General features: G+C 55.3%; 13 protein-coding genes. 2 read left to right on the top strand and 11 right to left on the bottom strand.

Annotation, left to right across the window (positions count from 1 at the left end; genetic code table 11):
* Positions 1 to 188 precede the first annotated feature (188 nt).
* Entirely contained in the window at positions 189 to 968 is a 780-nt protein-coding gene (locus G5367_RS10680) for a TatD family hydrolase (RefSeq protein WP_421244038.1), read from the bottom strand.
* A 41-nt stretch (positions 969 to 1009) separates the two neighbouring features.
* On the opposite strand from G5367_RS10680, the gene G5367_RS10675 reads away from it, so the two are divergent.
* Positions 1010 to 1648 (top strand): type II secretion system protein, encoded by a 639-nt coding sequence (locus tag G5367_RS10675; RefSeq protein WP_421244039.1) that lies wholly within the window; start codon positions 1010 to 1012, stop codon positions 1646 to 1648.
* A 327-nt stretch (positions 1649 to 1975) separates the two neighbouring features.
* On the opposite strand, the gene luxS is transcribed toward G5367_RS10675, so the two are convergent.
* The 8 genes from luxS to G5367_RS10635 form a co-directional block, all read right to left on the bottom strand.
* Positions 1976 to 2485, bottom strand: coding sequence for an S-ribosylhomocysteine lyase (luxS, locus tag G5367_RS10670; RefSeq protein WP_421244040.1), 510 nt, complete (start codon positions 2483 to 2485; stop codon positions 1976 to 1978).
* Between the two features lie 18 nt (positions 2486 to 2503).
* A complete protein-coding gene (locus G5367_RS10665; protein WP_216980094.1) occupies positions 2504 to 3106 on the bottom strand; it encodes a hypothetical protein in 603 nt (200 codons plus the stop codon).
* A gap of 50 nt (positions 3107 to 3156) precedes the next feature.
* Entirely contained in the window at positions 3157 to 3495 is a 339-nt protein-coding gene (gene glnB, locus G5367_RS10660; protein ID WP_005308848.1) for a nitrogen regulatory protein P-II, read from the bottom strand.
* A gap of 9 nt (positions 3496 to 3504) precedes the next feature.
* Positions 3505 to 5127, bottom strand: coding sequence for an NAD+ synthase (locus tag G5367_RS10655; RefSeq protein ID WP_421244041.1), 1623 nt, complete (start codon positions 5125 to 5127; stop codon positions 3505 to 3507).
* A 73-nt stretch (positions 5128 to 5200) separates the two neighbouring features.
* Positions 5201 to 7312: a type IV pilus modification PilV family protein gene (locus tag G5367_RS10650; RefSeq protein ID WP_421244042.1), complete on the bottom strand. Its 2112-nt coding sequence runs from the start codon at positions 7310 to 7312 to the stop codon at positions 5201 to 5203.
* A gap of 8 nt (positions 7313 to 7320) precedes the next feature.
* Positions 7321 to 8427, bottom strand: a complete 1107-nt coding sequence (locus tag G5367_RS10645; protein ID WP_421244043.1) for a PilX N-terminal domain-containing pilus assembly protein — start codon at positions 8425 to 8427, stop codon at positions 7321 to 7323.
* A 4-nt stretch (positions 8428 to 8431) separates the two neighbouring features.
* The gene (locus tag G5367_RS10640; protein WP_421244092.1) at positions 8432 to 9019 is read right to left on the bottom strand and encodes a PilW family protein; all 588 of its coding nucleotides are present in this window, start codon (positions 9017 to 9019) and stop codon (positions 8432 to 8434) included.
* Positions 9020 to 9039: 20 nt separating this feature from the next.
* Positions 9040 to 9591: a GspH/FimT family pseudopilin gene (locus tag G5367_RS10635; RefSeq protein ID WP_216980090.1), complete on the bottom strand. Its 552-nt coding sequence runs from the start codon at positions 9589 to 9591 to the stop codon at positions 9040 to 9042.
* Between the two features lie 95 nt (positions 9592 to 9686).
* On the opposite strand from G5367_RS10635, the gene G5367_RS10630 reads away from it, so the two are divergent.
* Positions 9687 to 10076 (top strand): type IV pilin protein, encoded by a 390-nt coding sequence (locus G5367_RS10630; RefSeq protein WP_216980089.1) that lies wholly within the window; start codon positions 9687 to 9689, stop codon positions 10074 to 10076.
* A gap of 3 nt (positions 10077 to 10079) precedes the next feature.
* On the opposite strand, the gene tppA is transcribed toward G5367_RS10630, so the two are convergent.
* The gene (gene tppA / locus G5367_RS10625; RefSeq protein WP_216980088.1) at positions 10080 to 10481 is read right to left on the bottom strand and encodes a type IVa pilus pseudopilin TppA; all 402 of its coding nucleotides are present in this window, start codon (positions 10479 to 10481) and stop codon (positions 10080 to 10082) included.
* 8 nt (positions 10482 to 10489) lie between these two features.
* Entirely contained in the window at positions 10490 to 13843 is a 3354-nt protein-coding gene (locus G5367_RS10620; RefSeq protein ID WP_421244044.1) for a pilus assembly protein, read from the bottom strand.
* Positions 13844 to 13850: the final 7 nt, after the last annotated feature.

The following is a 13850-nucleotide window of genomic DNA, read 5'->3' as shown; positions in this document are numbered from 1 at the left end:
TGTTAGCGAGTTGTTATTAAACCCAACTAATCAAGGGGAGCGCATTATACTAATTAAAGTCCGATAAAATAGAATGCTGGTCACATTTTATCGTTATCAAAATGCCCAAGTGTCACAAAATTAGACAGCAAACGATTTTTACGCTCATTTTTTTTCCTGACAACTAAATCAGGTGTTGCGAATTTGTTTCATGACAATAGGTCGTGATGGAAAAGATGCTGGGCAGTTTCAAATAACACCTTGGCAACATCTACCGATGATTCCTCCCGCAATGTCATCAATATTTCTGCTATTTTCGGCAGCGCTTCCGGGGTATTCCGGGTGCCTTGATCACCTTGTAACGGCATATCGGGCGAATCGGTTTCGAGCACCAGGGCCTCGAGCGGCATAGCCCGAAATACGTCTCGCGTCTTGTTCGCTCGTTCAAAACTGATTACCCCGCCCACCCCGAGTCGAAAGCCCAGTTGCCAGAAGGCCTCCGCCTGCTGCAACGAACCGCTGAAAGCATGGATCACCCCTCCACGAGGCGGCTTGAAGCGGCGCAACAGCTTGGCCACAGTGTCATTGGCGCGCACCGAGTGGATCATCAGGGGGAGCCCGGCATCAGCAGCCAGCCGGATCTGAGCCTCAAACAACGCAAATTGTCCCTCCTGCGGCACGTGAGAACGGAGGTCCAGCCCGCACTCACCAATCGCCACCAGCCTGGCAGGTTGACTCATCACCAGCGTTCGCAGCCGTTCCATCACCCCCTCACGCTGTTCACCGGCATACCAGGGATGAATACCCAGACCATACAAGAGGCCGTCATGCTGATCTGCCAGTGCCATCACACGAGTCCAGTTATCCTCTGCGATGGCAGGAATGATATACTCCGTCACCCCTAATGCTCGGCAACGGGCCAGCAGCGCCTCCCTGTCCTGGTCGAACACCGGAAAGTCGAGATGGCAATGGGTATCTATCAGCTGCATATCACTCACACCTGTTTGCGGTATTTAATGGGTCATTGAACATGATGAACAACAAAAACAACGGCTTTACCCTGATTGAACTGGTGTTAGTGATCATAGTGCTGGGGATCCTGGCCGTCACCGCCCTGCCCCGCTTTATCAATATCAAGGATGATGCCCTGAAAAGCACGGTCTCGGCGACCGCTAGCAGCTTTGCCAGTTCAGTTCATCTAGCTAATGCAGGATGGGCGGTGAAAGTGCAAGGGCAAGCGATCGCGCTCTACAATCTGAGCAGTTTTGGCAACAGCACGATAGACATCAACCGCTATGGCTGGCCGGCGGGGACAAAAGAGGATTACTACAAACCGGTAGACACACCCTATCAGACCGGCTCCGGCAACCATATCTCGGTCAATAATTCTGAGGATTGCGAGTTGCTATTTAATAACCTGCTTGATGGCGGCCAAACCGCTGCCAGCGCAGAGCTCAACAGCGGAGTTATTCCAGAAGGGGTTGACTACCTGTCCATCGAGATTAACACGAAACATATAGATGAAGATGAACCGAACGAATATCACAATAACTGCCGCTATATCCTGCGCGACTCGATGGGTCGCTTCCCGGCTGACTCAGAGTATGAAAACGGCCTCGGCTTCGAGTACAACAGCGTTACCGGCGCCGTGACCCGCAATTTTGATTGAGCTCAGCCTCTTCTGCGCCAGCTCGCTCTTGGCTTGAATCATCATCATAACGAACCGGCGTACAGCAGCGCCGGTTCTCCTGGGTGAGGCCCCACTCCTCGCACCACGCGTCGTAACGGGCCAGCCAACGCAGCAATATCCCCTTCATCGTCACACCTCCGCCAACAGGTTCAGGTCAAAAACCATCCTAATCGGAGTCGGCAAGGGGAGCAAGTCATCCCCATAACCGCGATCGGGCGGAATAAAAAAGAGCCGGTCAGCATGGCTGACCGGCTCTTTTAACATTCCCCGAAGAGAGGTTACCCGATGAGCGACAGCTCATCAGCCTCACAGACTATTCAGCTTCTCTTCCGGCAGGGCCAGCTCGTCGTTGTGGTTGACGCCGATACCGCGCTCCAGCACATGACGGGCGATGGCGTGCGCCTCTTCCAGCGAGTGCATGCTGTAGGTGCCGCACTGATACTCGTTCAGCTCGGGGATCTTGGCCTGATCCTGCACGGTCAGCACGTCGCTCATGGCAGCTTGCCAAGCGGCACCAACCCTGGCCTCGTCCGGCGCACCGATCAGGCTCATGTAGAAGCCGGTACGGCAACCCATGGGGGAGATATCGATGATCTCCACGCCGTTGCCATTCAGGTGATCACGCATAAATCCAGCGAACAGGTGCTCCAGCGTATGGATACCGCGCTCGGAAAGGATCTCCTGATTCGGTACGCAGAAACGCAGGTCGAACACAGTAATGGTGTCCTTGTTCGGGGTCTGCATGGTCTTGGCCACACGCACCGCTGGCGCTTCCATACGAGTGTGGTCAACAGTAAAACTATCCAATAACGGCATTTCTGACTCCTGATTTGGTTACCAGAACCAGCCCCCACGGGAGAGCTGATCCTTGCATTGACGGTACTGGGCGCCGTAGCGCTGGGCGCGAGCTTCCACCTTGCGAGAGGTCTTCATCAACCACCCCTTGCTTCGATAGCTGCCACGCCGGTAGCCACCCCACCCTTCGTGATAGTTGAGGTACTGGCCATAGGCATCCCACTTGGAGGTGCCATTGAGCCGCTGGGCCTTGTTAGTGTACCAACCCATAAAATCGATGGCGTCGGCAAAGTCATCGCGGTCACTCCAGCTGTTACCGGTTTCCCGCTGGTAATCCGCCCAAGTTTCATCTTTGACCTGAGCATAACCATAAGCCGAACTGGCCCGCCCGGTCGGGATGAAGAGGAAATACTGCATCGGCGGCTGGGCATCATGTACGTACGAGGACTCCTGATACATCATGGCCATCACCACATGAATCGGCGTCCCCCACTTCTCGTTCATCTTGAGCGCAGCCTTGTGCCACTCCGGCTTCTCGCGAAAGATCTGGCACAGATTTTCCGGCTGCGCCGGCGGGCGGGTACTGCACGCAGTGAGTACTGACAGCAAGCCTGCCACCGCCACGATGCGCTTTCGGGACATCAGAGCAGAACTTGTTTTGCTCTCCTGAACATAACGAGGCAAAAACGACATCAGATAGCGTCTTCGTTCTCTTCGCCGGTACGGATACGAATGACGCGCTCCACCTCGCAGACGAAGATCTTGCCGTCACCAATCTTGCCGGTGCGGGCGGTATTCTGGATCGCTTCCAGACAGGCATCGAGATCCTCGTCCTGTACCACCAGCTCCACTTTCACTTTGGGCAGAAAGTCGACCATATATTCGGCACCGCGATAGAGCTCGGTGTGACCCTTCTGGCGACCGAAGCCTTTGACTTCGGAGACGGTCATGCCGTTGATGCCGATCTCGGCCAGGGCTTCGCGCACATCGTCCAGCTTGAACGGTTTGATGATGGCTTCAATCTTCTTCATGGTGACTCCTTACCAGTTCTGTTTACCGAACCCGGAAGTAATGGGGTAACGGCGATCCTTACCAAAGTTGCGAGCCGTGATGCGGGGCCCGACCGCCGCCTGACGGCGCTTGTATTCGTTGAGATCCACCAGCCGGATCACCTTGCGCACCACCGCTTCCTCGAAGCCTTCTGCCACCATATCGGCGACCGAGGCATCCTCTTCCACATAACGCTTGAGGATCGCATCGAGGATGTCGTAGGGGGGCAGACTGTCCTGATCCACCTGATCCGGCGCCAGCTCCGCTGAAGGGGGGCGGTCGATGACCCGCTGCGGGATCACGTAATCGACCGAGTTGCGATATTCGCACAACTTGAACACCAGCGTCTTTGGCACATCTTTCAGCACATCGAAACCGCCCGCCATGTCACCGTACAACGTGGCATAGCCGACCGCCATTTCGCTCTTGTTGCCGGTGGTCAGCACAATGCGACGACGCTTGTTGGAGAGCGCCATCAGCAGAACGCCGCGGCAGCGGGCCTGCAGGTTCTCTTCGGTGGTATCGCGGGCGGTGCCTTCAAACAACGGCGCCAGCTGGGTCATAAACCCTTCGAACATCGGCTCGATGGAGATGATGTTGAACTCCACCCCCATCCGCTCAGCCTGCTCCTTGGCATCCTCCACGCTCATCTGGGCGGTGTAGCGGAACGGCATCATCACTGCCTGCACCTTGTCGGCCCCGATGGCATCGGCCGCAATGGCCAGCGTCAGCGCCGAGTCGATGCCGCCAGATAGGCCCAGCACAGCGCCGTGGAAGCCGTTCTTGGTAACGTAGTCGCGCACTGCCAGCACCAGCGCCTGATAGGTCTCGGCCAACGGCTCGAGCGGCGCAGCGGGTTCCCGCTCCTTCACCGGCTGACCATCAGCAAAACGTACCAGCGCCAGCTCTTCGGCAAACGGGGCCAGCTTGTGGGTCAACTCGCCCTGGCTGCTGAACACCTTGGAGCAGCCGTCGAAAATCAGCTCATCCTGACCGCATACCTGATTGAGGTAAACCAGTGGCAGACCGGTCTGATCGCAGCGCTCGGCCATCAGCTCGCGGCGGATCCAGGGTTTCTCCTGATCATAGGGCGAGGCATTGATAGTGAGCAGCAGCTCTGCCCCCGCGGCCTTGGCGGCCAGCGCCGGACCCGGCTGCCATAAATCTTCGCAAATGAGCAGCCCCAGCTGGTGACCACGGAACAGCACCACACAAGTCTCGGTCGCGGCGGTGAAGTAGCGCTTCTCGTCGAATACCCCGTAGTTGGGCAAGTCCTGCTTGCAGTAGCGGGCAATCAGCTTGCCTTGCTCATAGAGGGAGGCGGCGTTATAGAGCGCCTCCCCTTCACGCCAGGGATGGCCCACCAGAATGGCGCAAGCACCTTGCCATGCCGCGATGCGGGTCAGCGCGGCTTCCACCCGGACCATCAGGTCGGCGCGCAGTAGCAGATCTTCCGGAGGATAGCCGGTCAGGGCCAGCTCGGAGCAGACCAGCAGATCGGCACCTTGCCGCTCGGCCTGAGCCGCCGCAGCGAGCACTTTGTCAGTGTTATCTTCGATGGCGCCTACCGTCAGATTCAACTGGGCAAGCATCAGAGAGAGGGCTTTTGCCATGGCGATGCATCTTGTATTCGAAAATGATGGGGAATGATAAAGAAAAGGCGCTGGCTGTGCCAGCGCCCCGGATTCAAGGGGTGCAACTTAGATTGGTTGCGTTGGTTACACCATTGTCCACCAGCAGGGCACAAGGACCGCTAATCACCTGACCGTTGGCAGGCGGTGTCATGGCAATGCTCAGAGAAGCGGGCTTCAGCAAATAGGCTGTATTGCCCTGGGCACTATAAGAAAAACTTATCACCAGAGTACTGTTTTGCGGAGCAGTACAGACATAGGTAGCCGGCTGGTTGTTAGCTTGGGGTTTATCAATACGGCAAGTGGCACCACTAGTAGTCGTAGTGGGCGGATTCAGCCCGTTAAAGGTATTCTTATTGCACGCCGTAGGCGATGAATCCCTGTTACTGACTTTTTCTAGGCACTCGATCCGCCCTGATACCGTGAGGGTTGGCACCGTCTGGGAGCTGGTATCGACCGAGATAGGCATGATGGCGACCTTGGCCTCATTTCGGTCTACCGGTGAGATAAGCGAAGCGGTGATCCCCGAGTTACCCTGATAGGCAGTCACCTTGATCGATGCACTTTGCAACACGTTGGATGCATCCTTGGTGCTCTTCTTGGCGGACAGATAGCCACGGCTATAGCTACCAAAATAATAGCTGCCAAGATCAACGACAGTCTTGACCGGCTCGTTGGTCACACCGACATAGTCAGAGGCACTGCCAGTCAACTGGCCACTCAATGGCACCAGACTCCACTCCGCCAGCATGGTCAGATTGATATCCTGAAACGGGACCTTGGCCAACAGATCCTGAGAAGTCAGATCGAGCTTCGCGAGACTGTCTGGCGAGAGCAGATCCACGTAGATACCTCTGGCAATCAACTGGGCGGTCCCCGTATTCATGGTGATCTTGGTGCTGGTATCTCCTCCTGTCGCAGCATTGGCAGGCAACCAATCCGCAAACTCGGTGATCGTCGGCGCCGTAGCCGTGGGGTTTGCGGTCCAGTTGAGAATGTTCTTCTGCCAGGTGATGTAGGTAGTAACTACGTACTTGATGTAGTTCTGATAGCTAGTCTGGTTTGCGGGCTTGGCAAGAAAATCAGCGCTGGTCACGATAACTTTGATCAGGTTCCAGTCCGGCAGGGGACGATAGTAGCCATCAAGCCTGACAAAGCGGCAGGCATCCACATAATCGCCGCTATTGACCGATGAGAGGCCACTGTTGTAGCGCAGTCGGCTGGTATTGAGTGGAGCGTAAAACTGCTCGAAACTGCTGCCGCTACCATCGAAATGATCCTTGCAGCAGCTGGTGCAGAGACTCGGTTGATCTCTGACACTGCTATTAAGTACCCCGGTCTGCTTGGTAACCTGAGAGCCCACGTTCCAGTACAACAGATTGCTGCTGGTCAAAATGGCCTTACCTGGCAAGTAGGCATTAACGCTCGAGCCATAGCTGCAGGAACAGGAAACCGATGCCAGATCCTGCAGCACCTGTTGGGTATTGCCACCATTGTCTGGCTTATAGGTAACTGTCTCGAATTGCACCAATTTGCCGACAGTACCGTCCTTGGAGGTCACGGTGGGCAATGGCTTGCTGGTCTCTTGTTTGCGCCCTTCCTGGTCAATCTGGATGGAAATGACATCAGGCGCAACCCCGGGGGTATAAACCACATGGGGCGGTTCGCGACTGGTATCCAGCCCCCCGTTAAACTGATTCTGGGTTAACGACTCCACCGGCGATACAGCGCCAGAAAGCAGCAAGGAATGAGACTGCCCGACGCTGTCACTCCAGCTGACGGTTACATTAACCACCTTTCGGCCAGGGTAGGCACGCAAGTAACCCGCCGGGATAGCCGTTTGCCAAGCAGAACCATTCCAGTACTGGTTACTGACAGACCAAGTAAGAGCATAAGTCCCACCACCATCGGGAGGAGTGGCCGAGCTGGAACCGGCCGCGATACTGTTATAGGCAGTGAGCGGAGAAACCGCACTCACCACCCCATTGAAGGTACGAAATGCATCCAGCTTTGACTCCGCCAGCCGCATGGCTACTTCATAGCGGCGACTATCCTGAGAGGTATTGAGCAATGAACGAGACATAGCCACCAGTCCAGCAACCCCCACCCCCAGCAGAACCAGAGTGATCAAAATCTCTAACAGCCCAAATCCCTTGTGCGGTTTCATACATGCTCCTACCAATCGCGCCAGCTACCAGGCACCAGATTGATGCTCTGAAACGCCGCCCCATTTTCGATATTGCTCAACACCGCCTGATCATACTTGGCATCAAAGGTACCGTTAGCCGTTTTGCCCAGTTGATAGTTGGCCACTACAGCACCATTGACGATGGCCCCCCCTTTCAAGCTGATATCGGTAGTCGTAGTTGCAGGTGTGGATGAATAGGCAAACACCAGTCCATAGAGGGTGGCGCTCCCATTTACTGTCAGATTGCCATTGCGCACGATGAGTACTACAGGCGCAGATGTAGACCCAATTGATCCACCCGGTTTACAGTCTCCATCGACAATAATCAGGCCGCTCGATGCCGTCGAAAGCGAATCACAATTTTTCAGTAGTTGTACTGCTCGCGACTCCAGATTGGCCCACCCTGTAGCGTCGTCATTTTCATTGAACAGATACCAGACCAGATCAGTGGGGAATGCAGTATCATTGTCTTTTATGTCCGACTGTTTATCGCCCTTCTGACTAATGTAAGCACTGCACCCGCCGCTGTAGTCCCCCTGATGGCAGGTCTGGCCAGAACCATTGGTCAAATCCACATTGCCATTTGTCCAGACTGATAGCGGGACGCCCGGTCCTCCACCGTTGGGGTTAGCCACCACTGTAAAGTTGCCGGATACTGCCATGCCACCAGCAATCGTCAGAGGGGCCGCCGGTGTGCCCGCCAATACGCTTATCTTGATGGCCTTAATTTCAACCTCGGCATTGGCAGTACTGTCCACCAAGCTCGCCATAGCGCGCACTCTAACAGGAACTACATTCGCCCCACCGACAACCACTGCCGGTTCGTCCTGTGCCTGCAGGGTATAATTTCCAGCTGAAACAGTGATAGATATACCGCTACTAGGGGTACGCCAAGCAGCATCTTGCGTGAGCCGTCCAACCCCATCCGAGAGGCCCAGCTCGGCCAGTGCAAGTGCCTGGCGATACTGTACTTCATTAAGACTGACACGACGGTCTGCTACCATCAGTTTGCCCGCCAGCAATGAAATGCCAAGCAGGATCACAATAAGCAATAGCGTAATAGTGAATGTGGTAAAGCCAAGATGACGTTTCATGGCATCAATACCCGTCGTTACGCAGCTTGATATCACGCTGCAGGGTGAGTTTAAGTGCGGGATTCGCCTTTAACTGACCCGATATGCTCAAACGTACCGTTCTCGCGCCAGCCGAGGCACTGCTTCCAAGGAGCGAAAAAGTCAGGTCAGTCACCTCAATAGTGTCATCGGTGCTAAGTAAATTACCTGTGCTGCAACTGGAACCAAGTTGTACCCCTTTGTCAGAACTGTCGTAGCTGTAAATAAAGGTTTCATTGGTACCAAGTATTCCATTGTTATCATCATCGTATTTCAGCCTGATACAGCGATAAATCTTGGAGCCACTGATCGTTTCACTCCTCAAATCGCTGGTGGTATCAAAATAAAATGGCGATTTGACACCCGATGCAGCACCGAGGAATGCAGTCGCAGCCTGGTCGTAACCGGTTCGCTGTACATCGCGGGCAATCATATCGGTGATACTTTGCAGTTCCTGATTTAGACGACTCACCTGCATCGATGTTTGATTGGCCTTGAGAATAGTGGCGAACAAGGATGTTACTGCCGCGACCAAAAACAAACCTGCGACCATGGCCACCATTAACTCGACTATGTTAAAGCCTCGTGCCAGACCTAATCGCATGGAGAGCTCCCCGTTACAGGCTCGGTTCTCACTCGGCCATTCGTGGCAATAATAACCCTGTGCTCAGAGGCACCGTTCTTCAGACAAATAGAACCATTGCCCAAACCGCCACTGCCGTGAAGATCTTTGAATGAGCCTCTGCGATTATTGATTTCAAGAGCATGTTCAGAACCGGATAACTCATAGTTTGTAGTCAGAGTAATACCCTTAAACTCGCTGGCATCGACGCCCTTGCGACCTTCAATAGCAGAACATGAATCCATGCAGCTATTACATGTAGAATCAAGAGCTATGCGATAGCACCAATTGGCCTGCCCCGCATTAAATATCTTGAAGATAATCGGTTTATTACGTTTGATAGCCTCAGACTTGAGCAGCATGATATCCGTGTAAACAGCTTGGGTAGCCGCCTTGACCATCTGTTCCTGGCGCAATGACTGGTAACTGGGAATAGCCACGGTTAGTAGCAGGGCGACCAGAGCCATGGCAATCATCAATTCAATCATGGTAAAACCGGCTGAGCGCCCCTCTGTGAATTCCATTGGCTAAATACTCCTTTCTTTTCGCTCATGCCAGTAGAGTATGAGGTCAGTACTATCCTATAGTATCTACCTGTTTAACGAACCCTGCCGCGCCCATGAGAATCAAACAATCTGGAATCACCCTGCTGGAATTGATGGTGGTCGTTGCCATTGTTGCCATTATTGCTGCTGTCGCCTACCCGAGCTTTACCGACGGTCTGCGTAAATCTCGTCGAGCCGATGCCATCAAGGGCTTGTTGACCATGCAGCTCAAACAGGAAGAATTTCGCATCTCCAATGCCAGTTACAGCAGTGCGATAGCCAGTGTGGGCAACCCAACCAGCGACTACTACACCTTTAGCATTTCTGGCGCCACCGCCACCGCCTACACACTGGTAGCCACCAGCAAGGGGGCCCAGGTCGGTGACAAGGCTGGCAGCACGGCCTGTGATACCCTGACTATCAACAAGGCCGACATCAAGCACCCTGCCGAGTGCTGGAACTGAACGCTACCAGCATTCGGTGGCTGTCATGGTGGCTCGTGATACCCCCTGCAGTCCGCTCTGATCGAGGGTCAACAATCCACAGGGATCGCCATTCATCACACCGGTCGGAATAGCGGTCAGGGTATAACGTGCCCCACTGGCATTGAGCGCCACATTGTAATAAGCAGCACCACCATCCCTCGGTAGGGTCGCCAGGCCGGCAGAGGTCAGGTTACCTGCGTCATAATTGCCGCTGGCGGTAAACTCCCGCTCCAGATATTGTGCAGCTTCCAGCAATACGGCCTTAGCTTCGGCTCGCTTGGCTGCCGCCATGTAGTTGTTGTAACTGGGATATGCTATCGCGGCCAGAATGGCGACCACTGCGACCACTATCATCAACTCAATCAGGGTAAAACCACGTTCCATGCCAACCTCTACTCCAGTTGCAACCAGGACTGACGGCCACCCAGATCGCCTGCCCCCTCTTCCAGCGTGACCGAGATATTACCACTGGAGCCGCTGATATATTTGCGCTCCATCTCGGCATCCTCCACCACGCTTGGCGTCGTGGTGAGCTCATCAAACTGTTTCCCGCTGACAGGTACCTTGATGTCATTACCAGCATCATCCTTGATCGCGACATAATCATCATCGTTAACAGCCCCGTCGCCGTTAACGTCAAACACCGAGTAGGTTAGTCTGGCACCCGAGATGGGATCCAGCTCCATCAGCCAGGAGCGGCCACCAAAATCACAGGCATCCGCTGACGGAATCAATGTGTTGAAAATTAAACGCTTATGCCGATAGAGCATCTCGGAGACAGCCCGTTCCCCTACCCCCTTGCTCAAGCTTGGCGATTTCAATAGCAGATACCAACCCTTTTGGCTGGTGTAATTGACATTCCGGTTGGAGACAACCCTCACGTTGAACTTGATAGTGGTGCCGTTGGCCACAAACTCATGGGTGATGCTCTGCTGCAACAGCTGGCTACTGAGTACGGTAGCCCCCGTATCCCAGATACCGTACACCGCTTCCAGCCTCGGCGTGGCGGGAACCAGTTTGTCATCATTGGTAAAATAACTGCCAGTCCCCATCATCACCATAACCCCCCCTTTAGGGTGCCGAATAGCCAAAGGACGCATGGTGATCGGCTGACGCGTACCGGCACTGCAGCTGCCATTACAGGCCTGGAACAGCGGCTTGGGCTTGTTGCCCGTTTTCAAAGCACTTCCCCACTGGGCACTGTTTTTGTCAGTCAGATCGAATTTCCACAAATTGCCGTGCAGGTCACCGGCATAGACATAGTCGACAACCCTGTCCCCGTCTTGATCTACCGGCAAGGGGGAAGATAGACCGTTGGGCTCGCTGGAAGACCCTACCTCGGTATCGATCTCTTTGATGATGGCGCCAGTTGCCAGATCCAGCACAAACAGCCTCGCAGTCTGGCTGGTGCTGTTGTAACCATTGGCAACCAGAGCAACCCATTTGTTGTCGGCTTTGACCCGGACCAAAGTGGGTGCCGCCAGTGCAACCCCCATTTCGCTATTGGTGAACTCCCACAGCATCTTATCTGCGGTGAAGTTATCCGGGGCCGTCACATCGATGGCAAATACCGCCTTGCCACCGGCACCAGTGGATCCCAGCAAGATGCTCTTCCAGCGACTGCCCAGATAGGCATCGCCCACCTTGGGCGTCCCATCCACATAGTAGCGATGGCTGTAATTCGGTCTGGTCAACTGAGTCAGCTCGCCCAGCAGGCTGGACGGGATATAGGCCAGCCGCTCGACACCGTCGGAGACTCGAAATCCGTGCAGCATACCGTCATTGGCACCGACATAGAGCATGGGGGTGCGGCGGGTAATCGCCGTTGAGTCTAGAAAAGCCTGGTAACCCTCCCGCTCTGGCTGGGTCAGACCGGCTGCACTGCTGTAACCGTAATCACGCTTGCCCACATAGACGGGATCTGAATTAATGATGTCTCCAAGCAGATCGCTACGATTGCGAAACGCACCGCCATTGCGCTGCTCGCCACTGCGCTCACCGCGCAGATAGGCGACGCGGCTTTCTCCCTGGTTGTCACCAGCAACATTGAATAGAGCCCGGTTGGCCACATTCAGCGTATCCCAACGGAAGGGGATGCCGACACCGTCTTGCCGGGTGAAAATATTGCGTGCTGAAGGCTCGGGGATCAAGGTAGCAGCATCCCAGGCGATCTCCCCAAGGGTGCCATCGCTGTTCAGCGGGATCGAGACCAGTTGCCCCGACCAGTCGCCGCTGTTATAGCGGGCTTGGTAGATGTGGGTATTGCTGTCCAGCCGGGTTGCGTTGGCAGTCACCGAGCTGGCGGAGCTGTTGCGGGCCGCGATCTGGGCCAGGGTGCTGCTCAGGGCTGCGGCGAAGGTATCCGGATCCGCCGCGCTGAAAAAGCTCCCCTTGCTGTTGAGTGCCGCGTGCCACAGGTCATCAATCTTGTGCTCCGGAATGTAGGTCGCATTCTTGTACTCCTTGTCATCCGGATCATGGGGATTGGGCCAACGGCTCGGGATACCGTTGGCAGGATTGAGGGAACCGTTGACGCCAAGCCCGACGGTAAAGTTGACCAGATGCTGCCAATTGGCCGGATCCGCCGTGCTGGTCGGCACCTTGTTGGCGAGATCGGGGCGCAGATCGGTCTTCCAGTACTGGTAGGCCACATCGGCCAGCGTATTCTCGATGCTATCTTTGTCCTGATCGCCGACCCAGGGAGAATTTCCGTTCCAGTAGCCATCAGTCATCAGGATGTTGTAGCTCTGCCGGCAGGTGAGGTGGGGCAAGGTGCTGCCGGCACTGGCCGCCCAGGGGCCGTTTTTGTCAGTGCGGGAGAAGTACTCCCCCACGTCCTTCAGACTGGTGCGCAGCGGCGTGCCGGCGGCCGGAATATCGCGGCTGTAAAGGTCGCTGAAAAAGGCGCTGCGATCGGTTCCGGAGAAAGGCGCCACCCCGCGGATCACACTGCCGCTAGCATTGATGGTGGCAAACCCCACCCGGAGGGCCTGCCCTTGGCTGGCAAAGGCACGGCCGACCCCGGCACGAGCCGCTAGGATCCGGGAGCGGTAGTAGGTATACCAGTTGGCAAAGTTCTGGATCTCCTCGTCATAAGTACAAACGGGGGCGCTCTTACAATCACTGCGATTGGGCCGCCCGCCATAGGTGCTGCCGGACTTTATCTCGACCCGGGTATAACTGCTCACTTTCTTCACGTCACCACTGCCCTTGTAGGCAAAGTAGACGGCTGGCCAGAAGGTCTCGTCATCTTTGTAATCGGTGGAAGAGAATCCGGTGTAGTAACGCAGGGACTTGGAGCGGTTGTTCTTGGTCAGATCACGACAGCCGGCGGCGGTATTGAAGGGGTTGTGCGGTGCACAGCTGATGCTGGCATTCGCCATCGGGGTACCATCCGCCTTGGCCCAGGGCCGATAGCTCTGCTGCGGGTTGTAGTAGAGTTTGTTGTTGTTGCTTGAGCGGGTATAGGCATTGCGGTCGTTATTGCTGGTGAAAGTCACGGTCCGGTTGTCATAATCCTCGCTGCCATAGACATTGTCGGCTCTGGGGTAGACGTAGCGAGCGCTGTTCTCAATCAACCCCTCCGGCATCAACTCGAAATGCATCGAGCCCGAATCATCCAGGGTAAACATGATATTGGGATCGGCCCGGGTGCCGAGATAGAGGGGAACCTGGGCAATATCGAGCGCCGCCTGTGCCGAAGCACAGCAGAGCATCACTGAAAGGCCAAAACCAAGTTTGCCCATACACCGC

It is taken from the genome of Aeromonas sp. 604282, from assembly GCF_049170575.1.
Lineage (GTDB): Bacteria > Pseudomonadota > Gammaproteobacteria > Enterobacterales > Aeromonadaceae > Aeromonas > Aeromonas veronii_A.
Note: the sequence above shows the minus strand (reverse complement) of the source record. Positions and strands in the feature narration are given on the sequence as shown.